The 21,756-nt window shown below is 68.9% G+C and carries 19 protein-coding genes, 1 tRNA gene and 1 pseudogene; 6 read left to right on the top strand and 15 right to left on the bottom strand.

Annotated elements, in window-relative coordinates; translation table 11 throughout:
* Positions 1-64 precede the first annotated feature (64 nt).
* From vanX to ABZV77_RS23435, 3 genes are read right to left on the bottom strand one after another with little or no spacing between them, the layout of a single operon-like run.
* The gene (gene vanX / locus ABZV77_RS23445) at positions 65-673 is read right to left on the bottom strand and encodes a D-Ala-D-Ala dipeptidase VanX (protein ID WP_356260009.1); all 609 of its coding nucleotides are present in this window, start codon (positions 671-673) and stop codon (positions 65-67) included.
* On the bottom strand, positions 670-1,716 hold the full coding sequence (gene vanA-Sc, locus ABZV77_RS23440) for a D-alanine--(R)-lactate ligase VanA-Sc (RefSeq protein WP_356260007.1): 1,047 nt from the start codon (positions 1,714-1,716) through the stop codon (positions 670-672). The genes vanX and vanA-Sc overlap by 4 nt, the downstream gene beginning before the upstream one ends.
* Entirely contained in the window at positions 1,709-2,686 is a 978-nt protein-coding gene (locus ABZV77_RS23435) for a D-isomer specific 2-hydroxyacid dehydrogenase family protein (RefSeq protein WP_356260004.1), read from the bottom strand. Before ABZV77_RS23435 ends, vanA-Sc begins: the two co-directional genes overlap by 8 nt.
* Positions 2,687-2,792: 106 nt before the next feature.
* On the opposite strand from ABZV77_RS23435, the gene murF reads away from it, so the two are divergent.
* On the top strand, positions 2,793-4,151 hold the full coding sequence (murF, locus tag ABZV77_RS23430; protein ID WP_356260001.1) for a UDP-N-acetylmuramoyl-tripeptide--D-alanyl-D-alanine ligase: 1,359 nt from the start codon (positions 2,793-2,795) through the stop codon (positions 4,149-4,151).
* A gap of 52 nt (positions 4,152-4,203) precedes the next feature.
* Here murF and ABZV77_RS23425 read toward each other — a convergent pair whose 3' ends face one another.
* The 3 genes from ABZV77_RS23425 to ABZV77_RS23415 all read right to left on the bottom strand — a co-directional run bounded on the left by ABZV77_RS23425 (position 4,204) and on the right by ABZV77_RS23415 (position 7,177).
* Positions 4,204-5,349: a peptidoglycan bridge formation glycyltransferase FemA/FemB family protein gene (locus ABZV77_RS23425; protein ID WP_356259998.1), complete on the bottom strand. Its 1,146-nt coding sequence runs from the start codon at positions 5,347-5,349 to the stop codon at positions 4,204-4,206.
* Between the two features lie 84 nt (positions 5,350-5,433).
* Positions 5,434-6,513 (bottom strand): endonuclease/exonuclease/phosphatase family protein, encoded by a 1,080-nt coding sequence (locus ABZV77_RS23420; protein WP_356259995.1) that lies wholly within the window; start codon positions 6,511-6,513, stop codon positions 5,434-5,436.
* A 13-nt stretch (positions 6,514-6,526) separates the two neighbouring features.
* The gene (locus ABZV77_RS23415) at positions 6,527-7,177 is read right to left on the bottom strand and encodes a M15 family metallopeptidase (protein WP_356259992.1); all 651 of its coding nucleotides are present in this window, start codon (positions 7,175-7,177) and stop codon (positions 6,527-6,529) included.
* An 87-nt stretch (positions 7,178-7,264) separates the two neighbouring features.
* Between ABZV77_RS23415 and ABZV77_RS23410 the strand changes: the two genes are divergently transcribed.
* From ABZV77_RS23410 to ABZV77_RS23400, 3 genes are read left to right on the top strand one after another with little or no spacing between them, the layout of a single operon-like run.
* Positions 7,265-7,960, top strand: a complete 696-nt coding sequence (locus ABZV77_RS23410) for a response regulator transcription factor (RefSeq protein WP_356259989.1) — start codon at positions 7,265-7,267, stop codon at positions 7,958-7,960.
* Between the two features lie 10 nt (positions 7,961-7,970).
* Positions 7,971-9,083 (top strand): HAMP domain-containing sensor histidine kinase, encoded by a 1,113-nt coding sequence (locus tag ABZV77_RS23405; protein WP_356259986.1) that lies wholly within the window; start codon positions 7,971-7,973, stop codon positions 9,081-9,083.
* A 50-nt stretch (positions 9,084-9,133) separates the two neighbouring features.
* A complete protein-coding gene (locus ABZV77_RS23400) occupies positions 9,134-9,925 on the top strand; it encodes a winged helix-turn-helix domain-containing protein (RefSeq protein ID WP_356259983.1) in 792 nt (263 codons plus the stop codon).
* Positions 9,926-9,951: 26 nt separating this feature from the next.
* On the opposite strand, the gene ABZV77_RS23395 is transcribed toward ABZV77_RS23400, so the two are convergent.
* The 6 genes and pseudogenes from ABZV77_RS23395 to ABZV77_RS23370 all read right to left on the bottom strand — a co-directional run bounded on the left by ABZV77_RS23395 (position 9,952) and on the right by ABZV77_RS23370 (position 15,122).
* Complete coding sequence (locus ABZV77_RS23395; protein ID WP_356259981.1) at positions 9,952-10,500, bottom strand: EF-hand domain-containing protein; 549 nt, start codon at positions 10,498-10,500, stop codon at positions 9,952-9,954.
* 90 nt (positions 10,501-10,590) lie between these two features.
* Positions 10,591-11,631: an FAD-dependent oxidoreductase gene (locus ABZV77_RS23390; RefSeq protein ID WP_356259978.1), complete on the bottom strand. Its 1,041-nt coding sequence runs from the start codon at positions 11,629-11,631 to the stop codon at positions 10,591-10,593.
* 884 nt (positions 11,632-12,515) lie between these two features.
* Positions 12,516-12,701, bottom strand: a complete 186-nt coding sequence (locus ABZV77_RS23385) for a hypothetical protein (RefSeq protein ID WP_356259975.1) — start codon at positions 12,699-12,701, stop codon at positions 12,516-12,518.
* Positions 12,702-12,763: 62 nt separating this feature from the next.
* Positions 12,764-13,315 (bottom strand): EF-hand domain-containing protein, encoded by a 552-nt coding sequence (locus ABZV77_RS23380; protein ID WP_356259972.1) that lies wholly within the window; start codon positions 13,313-13,315, stop codon positions 12,764-12,766.
* A gap of 842 nt (positions 13,316-14,157) precedes the next feature.
* A pseudogene (locus ABZV77_RS23375) lies at positions 14,158-14,289 on the bottom strand (IS5/IS1182 family transposase); the annotation flags it as partial.
* Positions 14,290-15,048: 759 nt separating this feature from the next.
* Positions 15,049-15,122 (bottom strand) — tRNA-Pro (locus ABZV77_RS23370).
* Between the two features lie 111 nt (positions 15,123-15,233).
* Between ABZV77_RS23370 and ABZV77_RS23365 the strand changes: the two genes are divergently transcribed.
* On the top strand, positions 15,234-15,764 hold the full coding sequence (locus ABZV77_RS23365; protein ID WP_356259969.1) for a DUF309 domain-containing protein: 531 nt from the start codon (positions 15,234-15,236) through the stop codon (positions 15,762-15,764).
* Positions 15,765-15,869: 105 nt separating this feature from the next.
* The gene (locus ABZV77_RS23360) at positions 15,870-17,960 is read left to right on the top strand and encodes an MDR family MFS transporter (protein ID WP_356259966.1); all 2,091 of its coding nucleotides are present in this window, start codon (positions 15,870-15,872) and stop codon (positions 17,958-17,960) included.
* Between the two features lie 27 nt (positions 17,961-17,987).
* Here the strand turns inward: ABZV77_RS23360 and ABZV77_RS23355 are convergent, their stop codons facing one another.
* From ABZV77_RS23355 to ABZV77_RS23345, 3 genes are all read right to left on the bottom strand, one after another.
* Positions 17,988-18,752, bottom strand: a complete 765-nt coding sequence (locus tag ABZV77_RS23355) for a sulfite exporter TauE/SafE family protein (RefSeq protein ID WP_356259963.1) — start codon at positions 18,750-18,752, stop codon at positions 17,988-17,990.
* 7 nt (positions 18,753-18,759) lie between these two features.
* Entirely contained in the window at positions 18,760-20,277 is a 1,518-nt protein-coding gene (locus tag ABZV77_RS23350; protein WP_356259960.1) for a long-chain fatty acid--CoA ligase, read from the bottom strand.
* A 191-nt stretch (positions 20,278-20,468) separates the two neighbouring features.
* A complete protein-coding gene (locus ABZV77_RS23345) occupies positions 20,469-21,656 on the bottom strand; it encodes a thiolase family protein (RefSeq protein ID WP_356260236.1) in 1,188 nt (395 codons plus the stop codon).
* Positions 21,657-21,756 lie beyond the last annotated feature (100 nt).

Below are 21,756 nucleotides of genomic sequence, written 5' to 3'. Positions count from 1 at the left end.
TCGGCCGGTCGCGGTCAAGATTGAATTCCGGCCACACCGCGGAGACCCGCTGCCTACGCTCCAGTCACACGACGGGGAAGTCGAAGTAGGCGTCCGGGTAGGGCTCGTTCCGGAGGGTGTAGTGCCACCACTCGGAATCGTATGCACGGAAGCCGCACGTCTCCATGACGGACCGAAGGTGCCGACGGTTCCTCGCCTCGTCCTGCGTGATCCCTTTCGCCCCATGATGCGAAATGGAATCCATCAGGTCGTGGTCGCCGCCCATGGGAGCGAGCTCACCCGTGGCCAGTTCAAAGAGCGTCAGGTCGACCGTGCTGCCCCGGCTGTGGCCCGACTTGACGGCCACGAATCCCATCTCGAACATGTCGGTTCTGCCGATGTTCGGATAGTGCCGCGCCTTCGTCAGGCCGTCTTCCGGCTGTTCCGACCAGCGCAGGAAGCAGTCGACGGCGCGCTGCGGACGGTAGCCGTCCCAGAGCAGCAGGCCGAAGCCCATGGATTCGGCCTTCTCCCGGGCCAGTTCCAGGGCCGTGCACAGAGCCCTCGTGCCGACGATCCGGTTGGCCAGATACCCGTCCACCGGCTTTCCGGTGAAGTTGTCCCAGGTGGCGTACTTGGCGTCCCAGCGTATTCCGGACGCCAGCTCGTCGACGAAGACGAAGTCCTCCTTCACCGGATTTTCCCCGTCAGCGCCAACGACACCACCCGGTCTATCACTTCACCGAGCGGAACCCCTGCGGCGGCCATCATCCTCGGGTAACGGCTGTACGACGTCATGCCGGGAAACGTGTTGACCTCGTTGAGGACTACCGTGCCGTCCTGTTTGAGGAACAGGTCCACGCGCGCGAGCCCCCTGCACCCCAAGGCGCGGTACACGGCCTTGGCGGTCTCCTGGATGAGAGTGCGCGACTCCGCCGGAATGTCGGCGGGAACGATGGCCGTCGAGTTGTCGGAACCGGTTTCGGGCTGGTCCTCCTGATGGATGCGGAAGAACCCGTGCGAGAGGGCGATCCGGTCCACTTCGCCCACCATCAGGTCCAGTTCGTTCCCGAGGACGGCGCAGCCTATCTCGCTGCCGACGACAGTCTCTTCGATCAGCACCTTCGCGTCGTACCGCCTTGCGTTCTCCACCGCGCCCGGCAGTTCCGCTTCCCCGGACACCTTGGTGACGCCGAAGGACGACCCCGAGCGGGCCGGTTTCACGAAGACCGGATAGGTGAGCCGGCCGGGGTCGATGCTCTCGCCCGCCGTGAGGGTCCAGAATTTCGGCGTGGCAATGCCCGCACTTCCGGCGACGACGTACGCAAGGGACTTGTCCATGCACAGCGCGGAACTCTGCACATCGCAGCCCGCGTAGGGAATGCCGGAGAGCTCCAGCAAGCCCTGCATCGCGCCGTCCTCGCCGAGCTTGCCGTGCAGGACGGGCAGCACGACGTCCAGCGGGATCGTCTCGAATCGTCCCTGGTCCGAGTCCTGGACAAGGAGTCCGTGCACGCTGCTGTCCGGAGACAGCACAGCCGGACGGCAGTTCCCGCTCTCCCACTCCGCGTCCGGGCCGTCACAGAGGTTCCAGGCGCCGTCCCTCGTGATACCGATGTAGAACGGTTCGTACTTCTCCGCATCGAGGTTCCTTGCGACCTCCTGCGCAGACTTGACGGATATCGGGTGCTCTTCCGAACGCCCCCCGAACACGATCCCGACCTTCAGCTTATCCATGCTGGCCCCCACTTTCGAATGTCAAGCAGTTGATGATGGAGTTCTCGACGGTGTCGCTCAATGCGTGATCCGTGTAGTAGGCGATGTGCGGACTGATGACCACATTCGGCAGCTCCTGCAGCCGCAACAGCGCCTTGCTTTCAATGGGCCTGGTGCGACGGTCGGCGTAGAAGACGCCCTCCTCCCCCTCGAGGACGTCCAATGCGGCACCGCCCAACGCGCCGCTCACCAAGGCAGACACCAGCGCCTCTGTATCAATCAGCGCACCACGTCCGGTATTGATGATGTACGCGCCACGCTTCATCTGCTCCAAACGCTCCCGATTCAGCAGATGGTGCGTATCCACAGAGAGCGGTGCGTGGAGCGTGACCATGTCGCTCTGCCGCAACAGTTCATCGAGCGGAACGTATTCAGCGACGGCCTTGGGGTGATTGTCATGGGCGAGGACGCGACAGCCGAAGCCCCGCAGTCTGCCGATGACCGCTGCACCGATGCGACCTGTCCCGATCACCCCTACCGTGAGATCGCGCAGCTCTTTCCCGCGCGCTTCACTCGGCCTGTAGTCGTGGAGGTCCGCGCGCCGGAGGACGGATTTCGCATCCCGCACCGCCATCAGCATCATCATCAGCGTGTAGTCGGCCACGCTGTCCGGCGAATAGGTGACGTTCCCGACCGAAATGCCTACGTCACCTGCGTATTCCACATCGATGTGGTTGTACCCGATGCTTCGCGTGGAGATGTACGTGACACCGGCTTGCCCGAGCGCAAGCAGAGTGGCATTTGCGATGCGAGTCTTGTGGCCGACGCTGATGCATCGGTTTCCGGCGGCCAGTGCAATATTGGCTTCGGATACCGGCGCGTCCGTGATGACCGGCGTCACGCCGAAGCAAGGCGCCAGCTCTCGGAACAAGACCGCTTCATCCGGGCCGCACCCGTAGATGGTGATTCGGGACGGATCACTGTAGGTCATGCCTCCAGTCAAGGCGCCACGGTGTTGCCGGAACGTATGTGGTTTTCCATATGTTGGCGATACACCGCGGCGCTTTGACTGAGGCAATGACCTCCAGGCAGACAACATGATCCCCCTCAGCCTCGGCGAGATCGCCGCAATCGTCGGCGGCAAGGTCGAGGGCGACAGCTCAGTGACCGCGCCGACCGTGACCGTGACCGCTCCGGCCGTGCTCGACGGACGCCAGGCCGTGCCGGGCGGCCTCTTCGTCGCCTTCACAGGCGAGCACCACGACGGCCATGACTATGCAGGTCAGGCCAGCCGTGCCGGTGCGGTGGCCGTGCTCGGCACCCGGCCCACACCGCTGCCCACCGTCGTCGTCAGGGACCCCCGGAGCAGCCTGCAGGCGCTCGCCTCCCACGTCGTCGCCCGGCTGCGCGACGGGCTGACCGTCATCGGGCTGACCGGCTCCCAGGGCAAGACCGGCACCAAGGACCTGCTGGCCGCCGTGGTTTCGAGCGCCGCACCGACGACCGCCACCATCGGCTCGCTCAACAACGAGCTCGGCGTGCCGCTCACCATGTTGCGTGCCGACGCGGCCACCCGGTTCCTGGTCCTCGAAATGGGAGCCCGCCACATCGGCGACATCGCCCAGCTCACCGGCCTGGTCGCGCCCGACATCGGCGTCGTCCTCAACGTCGGCCGGGCCCACCTCGGCGAGTTCGGGTCGCGCGCCGCCATCGCCACGACCAAAGGGGAGTTGGTGCAAGGGCTGGCCCCCGGTGGCACCGCCGTCCTCAACGGCGACGATCCCCGGGTGGCCGCGATGCGCTCGCTCACCGACGGTCCGGTGCTCACCTTCGGCCGGGCGGCACACGCCGACGTACGGGTGCTCGGCCTGACCCTCGACCGGCTCGGCCGCCCGACCTGCACACTGCGGACCACCCACGCCTCAACTCCCTGCGCGCTACCGCTCGTCGGCGCCCACCAGGCTCTCAACGCGTCGGCCGCCGCGGCCGCGGGTCTTGCGGCGGGGGTGCCCCTCGACATCGCCGCGGCGGCGCTGGCCACGGCCTCGCTGTCGGAGTGGCGCATGGAACTGCGCGACCTCACCAGTGGCGCGATGCTGCTCAACGACTCCTACAACGCCGGGCCCGACTCCGCCCGCGCCGCCCTGGACGCGCTCGCGGCGATCGAGTGCGGGCGCCGGATCGCCGTCCTCGGCGAGATGCTCGAACTGGGCGAGGCCAGTGCGGCCGAACACCGTGCCGTCGGGGCGTATGCCGCCGCCCGGGCCGATGTGGTGGCCGTAGTCGGCGAGGCCGCCCGGCCGATCGCCGACGGCGCGGGCGAGGGAGCGGTGGTACTTGCCGACAACGACGCGGCCGTCGACTGGCTGCGCGGCCGCCTCGCCGCCGACGATGTGGTGCTCGTCAAGGCCTCTCGCGGGGCACGTCTCGACGAGGTCGCCGCCGCGCTCACGTAGCCGACCGAGCCGCAGTCAGCCCAACTACCAGCCTGATAAGGCACCTTGGAGCTCAGCGCCCGCGCCGCCGCATGTAGAGCTCGAAGGCCCGGTAGACCATCGGCCGCAGCGGCAGGTCCCACTCGCCGACGTACCGCACGGCCTGTCCCCCGGCGCCGACCTTGAACCGGATCAGTCCCACGTGCGCGTCGTCGGCGTCGAGGGTCGGGGTGATGCCGCGCAGGTCGTAGACGTCGCAACCGGCCGCCAGGGAATCGCGGATCATCGCCCACTGGCAGGCGTTGGAGCCGCGCACCTCACGCTTCTCGGTGGCGGAGGCACCGTAGGCGTACACCGCATGGGCGCCGACGCGGACCAGGATGGTGGCGGCGACCAAGTCGCCCTGGTGGTGGGCCAGATAGAGCTTGATCCGCTCGGGGTCCTCCGCGCGCAGCGCCGCGAACATGGTCTCGAAGTAGCGCAGCGGCCGGGGTGTGAAGCGGTCACGCCCGGCGGTGTGGACGTAGAGGTCGTGAAACGCCTTCAGGTCCTCGCCGACCGTGACTTCGACCCCCTCCTTGGCCGCCTTCTTGATGTTGCGGCGCCAGAGCTGGTTCATGCCCCTGAGCAGGTCGTCCTCGGTCCTGCCCGCCAGCGGGACCTCGTATTTGAACTGCGGGTGACCGACCCCGAAGCCGTCCTGCGGACTCTGCGGCAGCCAGCCGCCGCCCCTGAGCCGCCCCGTCACATGGACACCGACCGGGTTGTCCCACTGGCTGGGCAGGTCGGTGAGCCGCTCGATGCCCGGGTCGGCGATGCCCTCCTTGACCTGCGCGGCGCTCCAGGTGTTCGTGCACACCGACGGCCCGAGCCGGATCGCGAACGCGCCGCGCGACTTGAGATACGACGCCAGCGGGTCGAGCCACGCGCCGAGATCGCCGGTCCAGTCGATGACCGGGCCCTCGGCGAGGTAGGCCAGCGTGAAACGGTCGAACCGCGGCACCGGGCGGTGCAGGACGAGCCCGGCGCCGACCAGGCGCCGTCCGTCGAACCAGCCGAGCGACTCGCTGCGCCACTCGGTCTTGACGTGGGCCCATGCCGGGGTCTGCAGGAAGCTGACCGAGCGTTGGGTCCGCACGAACGCCAAGTGCTCCGCGGCGCTGATCGGTTCGACGGTCGGGCGCACGCCCGCTGCTCGTGCTGGTTCGCTGTAGGACATGCCGCCAGTCAAGGCGGGGCGGTGTTGTCGGCACGTATGCGGTTTTCGATACGCCGACGATATGTGGACGCCGTGTACTGGTGTTCACCAGCTGATTCCGGCCGCCACCGGCAGGTGGTCGCTGCCGGTCTCCGGCAGCTGCCACGCGCTCGTCGGTTCGACGCCGCGGACCAGGATCTGGTCGATCCGCGCCACCGGGAACGTCGCGGGCCAGGTGAAGCCGAAGCCGTTCCCGGCCTCGTCCTGGGCCGAGCGCAGCTGCGAGGTGATGCCGTCGAGCGCGCGGTCGTCCAGGGCGCCGTTCAGATCGCCGAGCAGCACCACCCGCTCGTTCCGCTCGGCGGCGAGGGCCGCGCCGAGCGCCCGGGCGTTCCGGTCCCGCGTGGCCGTCCCGAAGCCCCCCTCCGGGGTGACCCGTACGGACCCCAGGTGGGCCACGTACACGGCGAGGGGTCCCTGGTCCGTGGTCACCGTGGCGCGCAGCGCACGGTTGCCGACCAGCTTCTCCGCGGCCGGCTTGGCGTCCCCCATCGGCCCGACGTCCTGCTCGGTGTCGACCGGCCGGATGCCGGACAGCGGCAGCTTGCTCCACAGCCCGACCGTGCCCTGCACCGTGTGGTGCGGATAGGCCTTCGCCAGCTCCTTCTCGTACGTCCCCATGGCCTGCTGCGAGATCTCCTCCAGCGCCAGCACATCGGCACCGGAGTCCACCAGGTCGCGGGCGGTACCGACAGGGTCGGCGTTCTCTGCGGCGACGTTGTGGCTCGCCACGGTGAGGTCACCGTCCGACTGGGCCTTGTCGACGAGCAGCCCGCCGAAGAGGCTCAGCCACACCGTGACCGGCAGCAGCAGCGCGGCCACCGCGGTGGCGGAGCGACGCCACAGCGCGACGGCGAGCAGCACGGGGACGAACAGGCCGAACCACGGAAGGAAGGTCTCCATCAGGCTGCCGAGGCCACCGCGGTCGGTGATCTGTGCGTGCAACAGCATGAGCAGCCCCAGCAGGAGCGCCAGCGCGGCGGTCACCTTGCCGCGCTTCCACGGCCCCGGCCCGGAGAGGGCGTGGATCGCCCGCTGCAGCCGGGCGCGCCCGGCCCGTCCTGGCGCGGCCGCAGGAGCTGGGGGGCTGCTCCGCTCGATCTCCGCCGTGTCCAGCTGCGTCATCGCCTGTCCTCGCTCACTGCTGCATCCTGGGGTCCTGTGTGGGGTCGGCGTACATGCGGGGGCAGCCTCGGTCGTCGGTCGCATCGGTGCTCAATTCGTAGTGCCATGGTTCGTTCCGGTAGATCTGGCACAGGCCGTACTCGGCCCCGTGCCCGGACAGCCACGCCGTCGCGTCGGAGCCCCCGATGTCGACCGCGTCGCCGGACACATGGGGAGATGTCGAAGCGGTGGCCACCCAGCGGGCGGCCTCGCGCTCGGATCCGTATTCGGAGACCGCATCGGCGAGAAGCCGACTCTGGTATTTCGGGGAACGCCAGCCGCTGTTGACGTGGAATTCGACTCCGTCGGCCGCGGCGGCGGTCGCTGCCCGGCGCAGGGCCTTGCGCAGCTCCGGATCGAGTCTGGCCACGGCCGGAATCGAGTCGTCGAAGACCGTCACGCCGTCGGGGACGACGCCGTCGGCCTTGCCCGGGGAAGACGAGTGGGACGGAGACGGCATGATCGGCGGAGAAGGCCTGGACAAGGACGATCTGGTCGAGGACTTGGCCGTCTGAAAGGCGAGGACTCCCGCCGTGATCATTGCTATGACGGCCGTCAGACCGCCGATGACCAGCCAGCGAACCCGGTGGGGGGTCGTTCGTGCTGATGCTGGGGTTCGAGTCATACCGCCAGTCAAAGCAACAGGATGTTGCCGACACGTATGCGGTTTTCGATATGTCGACGATATGTGTCGGCTCGTATTCTGAAGAACATGCGTGTCTTGATCGTCGAGGACGAGCCCTATCTCGCAGAAGCCATCCGCGACGGCCTGCGGCTGGAAGCGATCGCGGCCGACATCGCGGGCGACGGCGGCACCGCGCTGGAGCTGCTCAGCTTCAACACGTACGACATCGCCGTCCTGGACCGCGACATTCCGGGGCCGTCCGGTGACGAGGTGGCCAAACGCATCGTCGCCTCAGGCAGCGGCATGCCGATCCTCATGCTCACCGCCGCCGACCGTCTCGACGACAAGGCCTCCGGGTTCGAGCTCGGAGCCGACGACTACCTGACGAAGCCCTTCGAGCTGCGGGAACTGGCGCTCAGGCTCCGAGCACTCAACCGCAGGCGGGCCCACAGCAGGCCCCCCGTCCTCGAGATCGCCGGTCTGCGCCTCGACCCGTTCCGCAGGGAGGTCTACCGGGAGGGCCGCTTCGTCGCCCTGACCAGGAAGCAGTTCGCCGTGCTCGAAGTGCTCGTCGCCGCGGAGGGCGGTGTCGTCAGCGCCGAGGAGCTGCTGGAGCGCGCGTGGGACGAGAACGCCGACCCGTTCACCAACGCCGTACGCATCACCGTCTCGGCCCTGCGCAAGCGGCTCGGCGAGCCGTGGATCATCGCCACCGTGCCGGGCGTCGGCTACCGCATCGAGGCGCAGCCGCGGACCGGGGACGAGGCGGCGGACCGTGCCTGAGGAGCACTCCATGCCGACGGAGCGGTCCGTGCCCAGGGAGAACGGGCTGAGCGTCCGCCTCAAGCTCACCCTGAGCTACGCCGGGTTCCTCATGGTCGCCGGTGGCCTGCTGCTCGCCGCCGTGGGGGTGTTCCTGCTGCGTGAGGGGTGGTTGCAGACCAACGAGGAGGGTGCGTGGAGAGTGTCTCCGGGCACCGACTTCGTGCAGGGTTTCGCCCCGATGGCGGCCGTGGTCATGGCGTTCCTCCTGGTGTTCGGCCTCCTGGGGGGTTGGCTCCTCGCGGGCCGCATGCTCGCCCCGCTGGACCGCATCACCCACGCCACCCGCACGGCCGCGGCCGGATCCCTCTCGCACCGCATCCGGCTCCCGGGCCGCCAGGACGAATTCCGCGAACTCGCCGACACCTTCGACGCGATGCTGGCGCAGCTCGAAGCGCACGTCGCGGAGCAACGGAGGTTCGCGGCCAACGCCTCACACGAACTGCGCACCCCGCTCGCGATCTCTAAGACGCTGCTCGACGTCGCCCGCACCGATCCGAACCACGACAGCGGCGAAGTCATCGACCGCCTCACCGCGGTCAACACCCGGGCGATCGACCTCACCGAGGCGCTGCTCCTGCTCAGCCGTGCCGACCAGCGGTCCTTCACCCGCGAGCGCGTCGACCTGTCCCTCCTCGCGGAGGAAGCCACCGAAACGCTGCTCCCGCTCGCGGAGAAGCACGGCACCACCATCGAGACCATCGGCGACATCGCCCTGACCACCGGCTCACAACCGCTGCTCCTGCAACTGACCATGAACCTCGTGCACAACGCGATCGTCCACAACCTGCCGGATCGGGGCACCGTGTGGGTGAGCACCAACAACCACCCCAATGCCGTGGTGCTGACCGTCGAGAACACGGGCGAAAGGCTGACCCCTGAACTGGTCTCGACCCTCACCGAACCCTTCCAGCGCGGCACCGAGCGCCTCCACACCGACCATGCGGGCGTCGGGCTGGGCCTGGCCATCGTCAAGACCATCACCCGGGCACACGACGGCACACTCACCCTCACCCCGCGACCCGACGGCGGGCTCCGCATCACCGTGGCACTCCCCGCGAAATCCCCGTACGCCGACAGGTGAAGAGAAGCCGGACGTCCGCGGCTCAGCAGGTGATCGAGGGTCGACATGTTTTGGCCTGGCGCAGGCAGTCGCTGCGCATCGAGGAGGCGAAGGAGCGGGTACGGTCCACGCCCGCCACCCGGGTCCGCAAGGACATGGAGACCTGGACCGGGCGCGGCGGCCAGCGTCCCCTGCCGCCCTGGGCCCAGTCGCTCGGCAGCGACCGGCGGCTGCTCATGGAACTGGCCGACACCGTCGCGCACGCCCACAAGCACGTCATCGCCCCGTACCAGCAGCACATCGATGCGCTCAGCCGCGCGGACCAGGCACTGCGCACCCGCCAGGCCACTCACGGCGGCCTGGACACCCTCCTGTCCGGCCTCAACCCCCGCTACATCCGGTGGAGATCGCCCGTCCTTGAACTCACCATGGCCTCCGGCATGACGGGCGGCATCCACCTCGCGGGCCGCGGCCTGCTCCTGATCCCCACGGTCTTCGGGGCGGTGTACCCGGCGCTGGACGAATCGGCCGAGCCCCAGCCGTGGCTGACCTACCCCGTCGCCCTGCGGGACACGGACCTCTTCCTGCCGTCCACCGACACGGCACGAGCCCTCAGCACCGTCCCCGACTCCCTGACCGCGCTCCTCGGCCACACCCGCGCCGTGGTGCTGTGGACCATCGCCCGGCACCCTGGCTGCACCACCACCGAACTCGCCCGCCACGCAGGCATCTCACCGGCCAGCGCCAGCCAGCACGCGACCGTTCTCCGCACGGCCGGTCTCTCGCACACCACCCGGCACCACAACACCGCTCTGCACACCACCACGCCCGCAGGCACCAACCTCCTCAACACCGCAGCCTGAGGGCCCACGGCAGCCCCGCAGCAGTCTTATGCGAGTCGGCCGAAGATGTGGTTGGCCGGAGAGTCGGGATCGTCTCCGTAGAAGAACTCGGACGCGGCCTTGTGATACTCGGTCCGCGACAGAGCACCTGAGGCGTCCAGGTCGAGCGCGTTGAACACCTCGGCGCACTCTTCGTCGGCGGCCCGTCCCGTGCTTCCGAAGATGTGCGTGAACTCGGTGAGGCTGATCGCGTCGTCACCGTCGGCGTCGGCGAGGTCGAAGAAGCGGTCGGCGACCGGCGCGAGCTCCTCGGCGTACCGAGCCCGATGGACAAACGTGGCAGCGAACGCCTCCGTCAGCTCCGCCGAGGTCACCCTGTCGTCCTTGTCGGCGTCGACGGGGGCGATCACGGACTCCCAGAACTCACGCATGGTCTCCTGCATGCGCATGCCCTGAGGGGAGTCGGAGGGAATGCCCCTGGCCTGGAGGTAGCGCTCGCTCATGAGGACGACGTCCTGCCGCGTTATCGCACCGTCGCCGTCGACGTCCGCGGCGCGGAACCATCGCTCGTACTTGCGTTTGCGCAGCTCATTCATAGGCGCAAGGTAAGTCCGCATCTGCGATGCGGCCAGGTCGATTCCCGGTCGCAGTCACCGTCACCGCTGTAAAGACCTGTGGTCGTGGGGTCAGTGGGTACGCGGCCGACAACGACGAAGTTCGGGCGTCGGCCTGCCGGTCACGAGTTCATCCGCCACGAGCCTGCCGACGGTGGGCGCCAGCGCGACGGCGGAGTGCATCACCGCGACGTAGACGGATCGATCCTGTGTCGCGTATCCGATAAGAGGTCCGTGTACGGGGATGGGGCGCCTGGCGGTGCGATGGCCCAGCAGACGGCACTGATCACTTCCACGGAAGGTCGCCCGCAGGCGCAGGAGCGCGTCGTACGCGGCCTGTTCACCGGGTGCGGCCCGGCCTGCACCGTGCGACAGAGGCAGCAGCAACTCGCCGTCACGCGCCTCCCGGACCTCCAGATCAGGGCGGGCCACGATGGTTCTGACCAGTCCTGGAGGTGCCGAGACCCGCACGAGGGTGGCCGGAGAGGCAACAACGGGAAGGTCGACCGGCAACGGCTCACAGAGCTTGGGGACGCCGGTTCCCGCAGTGAGCACGACAGTTGGGGCGGCGTGGAACCCGGTCGAGGACAGCACTCCCCCGACCCGTTCACCGGACATCTGCAACGAGGTGACGTCCGTTCCATACCGCACGGTGGCTCCGTGGGCCCTGGCCGCGGCCACGAGTGCGCCGGTCATTGCCGCTGCGTCGACACCCAGGTCGGTGGGGATGTGGATGGCCTGGTCGGGAGGGTTACGCAGGGCGGGTTCCAGGGCGGCGATGTCACTGCGTCCGACGCGGAACTGTCCGGGCGCAGGCTGCACCTTCTGCTCCGGCCCGCCGCCCCAGTTCAGCGAGCCGGTCCGGCGGACGGCGACGTGCGGCAGCTCGACCTCCAGACGCCGCCAGTCCGCCAGCACATACGCACGCAGGTCTTCCGCTCCCCCGGGCCGTTCCCCTCCCGCCCCACTGACCCAGGCAAAGGAGTCCCCGGTAACCCCGACGGCCGGCCCCGGCCCCTGCTCCAGCAAGGTGACCGAGACACCCCGACGCGCCAAGTGATAGGCCACAGAGGCCCCGACGATTCCCGCTCCGACAACTACGACGGCTGACATGAGGTCCTTTCGCCAGAAGGGCTGTCAGGTCGTGCTCCTCGAGAGAGAACCTCCGCTCAGGGGACAGCTCACCGGAGTAGTCCTCAGAAACGATCGAGGGGCCGTTTCAGATTGCTCTGAAACGGCCCCTCGATCAACGACTCTTTCGAGTCGGGACGACAGGATTTGAACCTGCGACCCCTTGCCCCCAGTCAAGTGCAGGATTCTGGCTCGGAGTTCGAAGCGCCGTTGACGGCCGTACGACGCCGTATGCGGAAGTACGGTGCCGCTGGGGCCCTCATTCGCCGGGCAGAGCCGCCGCCTGCCGATCTGCGTGTACGCGGCTCCGCTCGGGCCCTGATCGGGGCCCTGCTGGCAGCTCCCCTCGGCGACCTCGGCGCCCGTGCCGGCGGAAAGGCCGCCCTGGCAGCGGCCCAAGAGCAGACCCGCGCGGTCTACGCCGAGTTCGCCCTTGCGGGGAGGGCCCTAGTCGATGCGCTGCACCGGTACGTGATGCAGCCAGGGCCTGACTTGGACGCCGCTACGGCGGCATACCTGGAAGCGTTGGTCCAGGCGCGCTGGGAATACGACGTCGTATCTATTGAGGGCCCTCCGAGGGTCCGGGATACGGCTAAGGCATTCATTGATCAGGTACTGACGTGCCGGGAGCGCGGGTCCGCGTACGCCAGTGTGGTGGTGGGGTTCAGCAAGTTGGAAGAGTTCCGGCGGACGGATGACGACCCGCACAGCGCGATGGAAGCGGCAGTTCAGGCCGGGTACTTGGACCGGCGTGAGACCCGGCGGCGCCCCACCCCCGAGTGCTCCGGGATGGGGCGCCGTACTGCGGCTGGTCAAGGCTGTTCACGTAATCCCCTCACGTGCCTCCTGGTCCTGGCTGGCGAAGGCTAGATTGCGCCGGGCAGTCCCAGGGCGGCCAGGAGGGTTGAGGAGAGCTCTTCCGCGAACCGGGCCGACCCGGTGAGCGTCTGCCGGATGGCTTCCTGGTCGGGCGTCAGTCCGGCAGCGGCCGACCAGGCGAGAGCGCCGACCACGCCGACGCCTCTGACAAGCCAGCGCGTGCGCTGAGACATTACCGCCCCACCGTGCCCTCTGCGGCGCAGCGGCACGAAGATGGGGTGCTCAGCGGGACCGCTCAGCTGCGCGGTAGGGGCGAGCCGAGCAGCCAGTTGCCGGGTGCCTCGGTGTCGGTGCTGAGGTAGAACTCTTCGATGGCGGTGCGGAATTCGTCGTGGGTGATGGTGCCGCTGCCGTTGCGGTCGAGGCGCTGGAAGGCCGCGCTGGAGGTGGCTGGGTCGATACCGAGGGCCTCGTACATGCGGACGTACTCATCAGCGGTGAGCATGCCGCTCTTGTCCGTGTCCAGGGCGCGCATGAGGGCGTCGATGATGGGCGTCACCAGACGTTCGACGGTCTTGGCATCGGCTGCGATGTGGGAGCGCATGGCGGTGATGAACTGTTGGCGCCCGATGCGGGCCTGAGCATCCGGGGCGCCGGCCTCGCCCAGGACGTCCCACCAGAGCATGAAGGCCTCGCGCAGCGCGCGCTTGTTGCTCTCGTCCGGCGCCACCGCGGCGAACACCTCGCCGATCTGCTGGAAGTCGTCGCGGGTGAGGTAGCCGTCGCCAGTGCGGTCGAACCAGGTGAACAGGAAGGTGAACTTCTGCTCGGTGCTGTTCTGCGCCATGGTGGCCTCCTTGAACGGGGTGGTTGGTCAGGGCTCTCATGTCCTGCCGGCATACGTGGCGCAGACCTGCCTCCCGCGTTTCTGCTGGTCGGGCACATGTAGTGGATGTATCCGGCCGATGCATAGCGACTACATGCTGGGCGCTGAAGGTGGTCGGCCCGAACTTGAAACCTGGAGCCGACGCTCCCGCTCCCTGGGTTTCATCGGAGCCTCAGGTTTCGATGTAGGTGACGGAGTCGGCTTAATTCCCTTATGTGAGACGGCCGAAGATGTGGTTGGCTGGCGCGCCGGGATCATCTCCGTATAAGAACTCGGAAACGGCTTGGTGATATTCGGCCCGCGAGAGGGATCCGGAAGCGTCGAGGTCGGGCGCGTTGAACACCTCGGCGCACTCGTCGTCGGTGGCCCGTCCGGTGCTTCCGAAGATGTGTGTGAACTCGGTGCGGCTGATCGCACCGTCGACGTCGGCGAGGTCGAAGAAAGGTCACCCTGTCGTCCTTGTCGGCGTCGGCGGGGGCGATCACGGACTCCGAGAACCCGTGCATGATCTCGTACATCTGCCGTGCCTGAGGAGTGTCTGGGGCGATGCCCCTGGCCTGGACGTAGCGTTCGCTCATCGTGACGACGTCCTGCCGCGTTGGCGCGCTGTCGCCGTCGACGTCTGCGGCACGGAACCACCGCTCGTACTTGCGTGTGCGCAGCTCATCCATAGGCGCACGGTAAACGCGCGTCAGCGGTGCGACTAGGCCGATTCCCGGCCGCCGACGTGAACAGGTGGTCTGCACTGCTCAGAGAGCGATGTCGTCGTCGAAGTCAAGGGCGACACCGGCGAGGTGGATTTACGCGAGGTAGATGATTGCGGTCTTGTCGTATCGCGTGGCCAGGCAGCGCCATTGCTTCGAGCAGTTGATGCACCGTTCGACGGTGTTGCACTGCTTGTACGCCTCGCGGTCTAAAGCGGGTGGTCTGCTGCCGCGCTGGTCGGCCGCGACGGGGATGAGCCCTCGGATGATGAACTCGTCGGAAAATGCAATCTGCCGTGTCTGGGGGGCGAATGTCGCGCACCGCCTGACGCCTGCCCGCTTCCCCCCCCCACCGCCCGAGCCTGCGACCTCGTCGATCAGGAATGGAAGAGCCCGCCCCACGTCGACGGGCGTGATCGGGTACGCCGCGACACCAACCACGACAATTGGGTCCTGTGCGGGGATCCGTTCGATAGCGGGATGATCGATGCCGCACTCACGATGGCACGCTGAGCGACTTGATCGCTCAGTCCCGACTGAGACACCCGGCGTGCCAGGTCCCCCGAAGCCTCCGCCCGCGACTGGCTCGCGGACGTGCCCTCCGCTTTGCGACGCCGGGCATCGTGGAGGGCCGCGAAGGCGAACCACTGACCACTGGCTGGAGCTGCACGGATCCCGACACGGTCGGCCCGCACCACGCGGCACCAGGACATCCGACCCCAGCGTTCAACCTCTGGATGATGTGTGCACCAAGACATGGAGTTCACACAGACATAGGGTCGGTGAAAGCCATCAAGGGGTCGAGTGGGAGCACAGCCCTTGACGAGTATTCGGACAACGGGGCGAATGGCGGGGCCCCTTGCCTCATACACCAGACCAGTCAGCGGAAATGCTCCCTGGGAGCACAGGGAGCAGCTTCCCGCTCCCAGAATCGCTCCCAAACACGAAATAGGGGCCATCCGAAGATGGCCCCTACCTGCGACGTTTCCGTCGGGACGACAGGATTTGAACCTGCGACCCCTTGACCCCCAGTCAAGTGCGCTACCAAGCTGCGCCACGTCCCGGTGTGTTCGTTGCGGTGTGTGTTCCGCGTGATCACAGGTAGAACTCTACCCCACACCGAAGGGTGCTCCGTCCTGCGGTGACCGCCGTCAGGGACGCGCGACAATCGCCGTATGAGCTCTGCACCTGGACCGGACGACAGTGGCCGCGAGCGCGATCGTGACGAGGAAGGACGGGCCCGCAACCAGCGGCCCCGTGACGGGCTCGGGCGGCCGTTGCCCTACGGCTCCGACGGGGTGCCGCGGCAGCCGGAGGGTGTCGTGCGTACGCCCGAGGAGTCCGTGCGCGAGGCGCAGGCGCTGCTCGACGCCGGGCAGCCCTTCCACGCGCACGAGGTCTTCGAGGACGCGTGGAAGTCGGGGCCCGAGGAGGAGCGCGGCCTGTGGAAGGGGCTCGCGCAGCTTGCCGTCGGGCTCACGCATTCGGCCCGCGGCAACACCACGGGCGGGGCGCGGCTGCTGTTGCGCGGGGCCGGGGCCGTTGCCGACTGGAGCGCGCGGGCCAGGCAGGAGCGGCCGTACGGGATGGGGGTCGGCGAACTGGTGACGTGGGCGGAGGCGTTGGCCGAGGTCCTCGAGCGGGAGGGGATCGCGGTGGACGCGGCCACTCACGCGCCGCGGCTGCGGGGTGGGGCGAGCGGGTAGGAGGAGGCGCCCCGGGGTGGAAATGGAGGCACTGCCCACCCCCGCCGTCACCGAACCGGCCTCACCCCACATGCACACCCCCCGCCCCGGTGTGAGGGTGGCCGTGTGACCACCACCGATCAGTCGGCCGCGGCCGTGCCCGCTCCCGCCGAGGCCCAGGCGCCGCCCGTTCTCGACCGGCGGCGACGGAACGTCGTCTTCGTGACGATCATGCTGGGCATGCTGCTCGCCGCCCTCGACCAGACCATCGTCGGCACCGCGCTGCCGACGATCGTGTCGGATCTGGGCGGGGCCGAGCACATGTCGTGGGTCGTCACGTCGTATCTGCTCGCGGAGACCGTCGCCACGGTCCTCGTCGGCAAGTTCGGTGACCTGTTCGGGCGAAAGGTCGTCTTCCAGGTCTCGGCGGTCATCTTCATCACCGGCTCCTTCCTGTGCGGCCTGTCGACGAACATGACGCTGCTCATCGCCTGGCGGGCGATGCAGGGCATCGGCGCGGGCGGCCTGATGGTCACGTCCATGGCGCTGATCGCGGATGTCATCCCGCTGCGCGAGCGCGGCAAGTACCAGGGCGCCATCGGCGCCGTCTTCGGCGTGTCCACCGTGATCGGGCCGCTGCTCGGCGGGCTCTTCACGGATCACCTGAGCTGGCGCTGGGCGTTCTACGTCAACGTACCCATCGCGATCGTCGTGGTTCTCGCGGCCGCCCGGACCATTCCCGTCGTGAAGTCGGCGGTGCGGCCGGTCATCGACTATCTCGGCATCGCGCTCGTCGCCGTGGGCGCGAGCGCCCTGATCCTTGGAACGAGTTGGGGCGGCAACCAGTACGCGTGGGGGTCGCCGACGATCATCGGTCTCTTCGTCGGCGGTCTCGTCGCGCTGGCGCTGTTCTGCGTCGTCGAGACGAGGGCCGCGGAACCGATGCTGCCGATGCGGCTGTTCGCCAACCCGGTCTTCACGGTCTGCTCGATCCTCAGCTTCATCGTGGGCTTCGCGATGCTCGGCGCGATGACGTTCCTGCCGACCTATCTGCAGTACGTCGACGGGGACTCCGCCACCATCTCGGGCGTGCGGACGCTGCCCATGGTGGTCGGGCTGCTCATCGCGTCCATCTTCAGCGGCAACGTCGTCAGCAAGACCGGTATCTACAAGGTCTTCCCGATCGTGGGAGCGCTGGTCATGGCGCTCGGGCTGTATCTGCTCTCGCTGATGGGCAGCGCCACCAGCACATGGCTGGAGTCGCTGTACATGTTCGTGCTCGGCACCGGCATCGGTCTGTGCATGCAGGTCCTGACGATCGCCGTGCAGAACACCGTCGCGTACGCGGATCTGGGCACGGCCACGTCGGGCGTCACCTTCTTCCGTACGCTGGGCAGCTCGTTCGGCACGGCGGTTTTCGGCACGATCTACGCCAATACGCTGGCGCCGAACCTCAAGGACGGGGTCGCCGCGGCCGCGCGGGCCAGCAGTGGTGATCCGGTCGCCATCGGCAAGGCGGCACAGAACCCCGGCGGGCTGCACGAGCTACCGGCCGCCGCTGCCGCGCCCATCGTCAAGGCCTACGCGGACAGCCTGCACACCGTCTTCCTGTGGACGGTTCCGGTGGCGCTGCTCGGGTTCGTGGTGGCGCTCTTCCTCAAGCAGGTCGAGCTGCGCGACAGCGCGCGCATGGGCGCCCCGGACATGGGCGAGGGCTTCGCGCAGCCGAGCAGCGGCGACTCCGGGCACGTGCTGGAGCGGGGCGTCGCCGCCATCATTCGTAACGTCGGCATGTCCACCGCGCGCGGGATCATCCGGGACTCCGACACCCGCCTCGACATCGCGGGCGCCTGGGCGGTCATGCAGGTCTCGCTGTTCACCCGAATGGTCGGGCACGCAAGTCTTGGGCTGATCGCCGCCCGGCGCAGGATTCCGCCCGAGGTCCTGGTGCCCGTCTTCGACCGGATGGTCGAAGAGGGGTATCTGACCCGTACGGGCACGTACTTCTCGCACACACCCGCCGGGGAGCGCGAGGCGGAGGTGATCTCCAAGGCGTGGGCCTCCTGGCTGGGCGAGGAGGTCAGGAAGGACATCGGGCGGCCCGCGGACAAGGAACTCGCCGCGGCGGTCGACGTCATCGCCAAGCGGCTGCTCGCGGAGGATCTGGAGCAGGGGCTCTCACCGGAGACGGCGGGGGCCCGGGTCTCCGGGCGCTGAACACGGTCAAGGCACGGTGCCTGTTGCTCAGCGCAGGAGCAGTTGCAGGCCGCCGAGCACGGTCGCGCCGATCACCAGCTGCTCGAAGAGCCGCTGGTTGATGTGGTGCACCGTGTACTTGCCGAGGATCGCGCCCGGTACCACGAAGAGCACCAGGGCCGCGTCCAGGAGCAGCGACCGGGCGTCGATCAGCCCGAGGCTCACGCTGAAGGGCACCTTGGACGTGTTGACGATGAGGAAGAACCACGCGGACGTGCCCAGGAAGCCCAGCTTGCGGAAGCCCGCCGAAAGCAGATACATCGACATCACCGGTCCGCCCGCGTTGGCGACCATGGTGGTGAAGCCGCCCAGGATGCCGTAGGAGGGCGCTTTGAGGCGGCTCCCTCGTGAGCCCACCGCGCCCTCCTGGTCCGGGCGGGCCGGCGACCTGCGGCGGCGCGCGATGGTGACGCCCGCCATGAGCAGGAGGATCGCCCCGATCGACGTACGCATCACGGCGTCGTCCGCCCACATCAGGAAGACCGTGCCCGCGACCACTCCCCCGGCGACGGCGGGGAACAGTCGCCAGAGGGTGGGCCAGTGGGCGTGCCTGCGGTAGGTGAGCACGGCGAGGACGTCGCCCGCGATCAGGATGGGGAGCAGGACTCCGGTGGACGCGCGGGCGGGCAGCACAGCGGCGAACACCGCGAGGCTGATGGTGTTCGCCCCGCTGACGGCCGTCTTCGAGAAGCCGACGAGCAGTGCCGCCACGGCCAGCGCGGCGAACTGTGCTGCCGAGAGGTCCCAGCCCATGCCGCTCCTACGCGCCGTAGTGGGCGCGCAGTTCCCGCTTGAGCACCTTCATGCTCGGGCCGAGCGGGAGTTCGTCGGTGAATTCCACCAGGCGCGGGTACTTGTGGCGGCCGAGGTGCTCCTTGGACCACTCGATGATCGTCTCGGCCAGCTCGGGCGTGGCGTCGGCCGCCGCGACGACGACCGCGCAGATCTCCTCGCCGTGCACCGGGTCGGGCAGGCCGATCACGGCGGTCTGGGCGACGGACGGGTGGCGCATCAGGACCTCTTCGACCTCGCGCGGGTAGACGTTGAAGCCGCCGCGGATGATGACGTCCTTCTTGCGGTCGACGATGGCGAGGAAGCCGTCGGCGTCCTTGGTGCCGAGGTCGCCGCTGCGGAACCAGCCGTCGACCAGTGCCTCGGCGGTCGCCTCGGGGCGCCCGAGGTAGCCGGAGAAGACGTTGTGGCCTCGGATGACGACCTCGCCGAGCTCGCCGGTGGGCAGCAGTTCGACGCGGTCGTCGACATCGGCGCGGGCGATCTCCACGTCGACGCCCCAGAGCGGGTGGCCGATGCTGCCTGCCTTGGTGCCGAAGTCGGGCTGGTTGACGGAGGCGGTCGGGGAGGTCTCGGAGAGCCCGTACCCCTCGTACACGGGCGTGCCGAAGGCCTTCTCGAAGCGTTCGAGTACGGCGACGGGCAGCGAGGCGCCGCCGGAGATGCAGATCCGCAGCTTGGGCAGCCGCTCCGCGGCCTCGGCCGCGGCCACCAGGCCCACGTACATGGTGGGGACGCCGTGGAAGGTGTTGACGTTCTCCGTGACCATCAGCTCGATGGCCCGCGCGGCGTCGAAGCGCGGGAGGAGGACGAGGGTGGCGCCCGCCCGCCAGGTCGAGTTCATGGAGACGGTCTGGCCGAAGGCGTGGAAGAGCGGCAGCGCGCCGAGGGCGGTGTCGTCGGGGCGGACGTCGTTGGCGTCGAAGGCATTGACCGTCGCGTTCATGACCAGGTTGAAGTGGCTGAGCACGGCGCCCTTGGGGACGCCCGTGGTGCCGCTGGTGTAGAAGACGACGGCCGGGTCGTCGGCGTCGCGCGTGACGTAGGTGGTGAGGGGCTCGGTGGCGCCCGCCAGGGCCTCCAGCTCGCCCTCGGCGCCGAGCCGCACCATGCGCACGTCGGTCGCTTCGGCGGCCGCCGCGCCGGTCGGCGCCTGGGCGGGGTGGCAGAGGAGCAGGGTGGCGCCGCTGTCCCGCAGGACGTGCTCGACCTCTTCCGCGGAGAGCAGCAGGTGGACGGGGACGACGACGCCGCCCGCGGCGAGGATGGCGTAGTAGGCCTTCGGGAACTCGGCGGTGTTGGGCGCCATCAGGGCCACTCGGTCGCCCGGCCGCACACCGAGCTTCGCGAGGGCTGCGCCCTGGGCACGCGCCTCGCACCACAGGTCCTTGAACGTGAGGCGCAGTTCGCCCTCGACGAGGGCGGTGCGGTCGGGGTGGCGGCGGGCGGGCTCGGCGAGGATCGCGGCAAGGGAGAGCGTGGCCATGAGGGAGGAGGCTCCGTTTCCGAGGGGCTTGCAGCTTGCGGCTTGCGGTGGGGCGGACTGGTCTTGACGGCGGCGCACGACCCCCGCCCCCTTCGTAGAGGGCGGCGGGCTGTCGCCGGTTCGGCCGCTTCCGGGGAGAAACGGCACGCACCCGCCTCCCTCGGTCGCGGCCCCAGCAGCGATGACCGCCGTCAGTCTCGCTCGACCAGGAGTGCGCTGCCCTGCCCGACGCCCACACACATGGTGGCGAGGCCGCGCGTGGCGCCCGTGCGGCGCATCCGGTGCAGCAGGGTGGTGAGGATGCGGGCGCCGGAGCAGCCGAGCGGGTGGCCCAGTGCGATCGCCCCGCCGGACGGGTTGACCAGTTCCGGATCGATGCCGAGGGCATCGACGCAGGCGAGCGCCTGGGCCGCGAACGCCTCGTTGAACTCGGCCTCCTGGAGGTCGTCGATGTGCCAGCCGACGCGGGCGAGCACCTTGCGCGTGGCGGGGACGGGGCCGATGCCCATGACGTCGGGGTGGACGCCCGCCGAGGCCCCGGCCGTGTACCGCCCGAGGGATTCGAGGCCGAGCTCGTTCAGGGCCTCCTCGCTGACGAGCAGCAGCCCCGCCGCGCCGTCGTTCATCGGCGACGCGTTGCCCGCGGTGACGGTGCCGTCCTTGCGGAAGACGGGTCGCAGGCCGCTGAGCTTCTCGTACGAGGTGTCCTCGCGCACGCACTCGTCCGTGTCGACGACGATGCCGTCCGGCCGCGTGACGGGGAGGAGTTCGTCGTCGAAGTGGCCGTCCTTGCGGGCGGCGGCCGCGCGCTGGTGGCTGCGGAGCGCGAAGGTGTCCTGGCGTTCGCGCGAGACTCCATACCGCCCGGCGACCTCCTCGGCGGTCTCGCCCATCGCGAGGACGCCGTGCAGGTCCTTCATCCTCGGGTTCGTGAGGCGCCAGCCGAGGCGGGTGTCCGCGGTCTCCATGCGGTGCGGCAGTGCCTCGTCGGGGCGGGGCAGCACGAAGGGGGCGCGGCTCATCGATTCGGAGCCGCCCGCGAGAACGATGTCCGCCTCCCCGGCGGCGATGGTGCGCGCGGCGGTCGTGACGGCTTCCAGGCCGGAGGCGCAGAGCCGGTTCACGGTGGCGCCGGGCACGGAATCGGGGAGCCCCGCGAGGAGGGCGGCCATCCTCGCTACGTTGCGGTTGTCCTCGCCCGCCTGGTTGGCGGCGCCCCAGTAGATGTCGTCGATCCGGGCGGGATCGAGCTGGGGGATGTCGGCGAGGAGTCCCCGCACGACGCCCGCTGCGAGGTCGTCGGGGCGGACGGAGGAGAGGGCGCCGCGGAGTTTGCCGATGGGGGTGCGGCGGGCGGCGGCGAAGTGGACGGTGCACACGATACGGCTCCGGATCGTTCTGCGGGTCACGCTGCTTCGGTTCTGCGGGTCACGCTGCGCAGCTGGGTGGCTGGTGGCCGGGCAGCTGAGCCAGCGCGTA

Source organism: Streptomyces sp. NPDC004732, assembly GCF_040609235.1.
GTDB lineage: Bacteria > Actinomycetota > Actinomycetes > Streptomycetales > Streptomycetaceae > Streptomyces.
This window is presented reverse-complemented; position numbering and strand designations above follow the sequence as displayed.

Coding starts and splice junctions, on each gene's coding strand:
- ABZV77_RS23425 (WP_356259998.1), bottom strand. CDS start 5,349: ATGTCCTACAGCGAACCAGCACGAGCAGCGGGCGTGCGCCCGACCGTC.
- ABZV77_RS23415 (WP_356259992.1), bottom strand. CDS start 7,177: ATGACTCGAACCCCAGCATCAGCACGAACGACCCCCCACCGGGTTCGC.
- ABZV77_RS23365 (WP_356259969.1), top strand. CDS start 15,234: ATGAGCTCTGCACCTGGACCGGACGACAGTGGCCGCGAGCGCGATCGT.
- ABZV77_RS23355 (WP_356259963.1), bottom strand. CDS start 18,752: ATGGGCTGGGACCTCTCGGCAGCACAGTTCGCCGCGCTGGCCGTGGCG.
- ABZV77_RS23380 (WP_356259972.1), bottom strand. CDS start 13,315: ATGGCGCAGAACAGCACCGAGCAGAAGTTCACCTTCCTGTTCACCTGG.
- murF (WP_356260001.1), top strand. CDS start 2,793: ATGATCCCCCTCAGCCTCGGCGAGATCGCCGCAATCGTCGGCGGCAAG.
- vanA-Sc (WP_356260007.1), bottom strand. CDS start 1,716: ATGGATAAGCTGAAGGTCGGGATCGTGTTCGGGGGGCGTTCGGAAGAG.
- ABZV77_RS23395 (WP_356259981.1), bottom strand. CDS start 10,500: ATGAATGAGCTGCGCAAACGCAAGTACGAGCGATGGTTCCGCGCCGCG.
- ABZV77_RS23410 (WP_356259989.1), top strand. CDS start 7,265: ATGCGTGTCTTGATCGTCGAGGACGAGCCCTATCTCGCAGAAGCCATC.
- ABZV77_RS23350 (WP_356259960.1), bottom strand. CDS start 20,277: ATGGCCACGCTCTCCCTTGCCGCGATCCTCGCCGAGCCCGCCCGCCGC.
- ABZV77_RS23405 (WP_356259986.1), top strand. CDS start 7,971: ATGCCGACGGAGCGGTCCGTGCCCAGGGAGAACGGGCTGAGCGTCCGC.
- ABZV77_RS23385 (WP_356259975.1), bottom strand. CDS start 12,701: ATGTCTCAGCGCACGCGCTGGCTTGTCAGAGGCGTCGGCGTGGTCGGC.
- ABZV77_RS23420 (WP_356259995.1), bottom strand. CDS start 6,513: ATGACGCAGCTGGACACGGCGGAGATCGAGCGGAGCAGCCCCCCAGCT.
- ABZV77_RS23435 (WP_356260004.1), bottom strand. CDS start 2,686: ATGACCTACAGTGATCCGTCCCGAATCACCATCTACGGGTGCGGCCCG.
- ABZV77_RS23390 (WP_356259978.1), bottom strand. CDS start 11,631: ATGTCAGCCGTCGTAGTTGTCGGAGCGGGAATCGTCGGGGCCTCTGTG.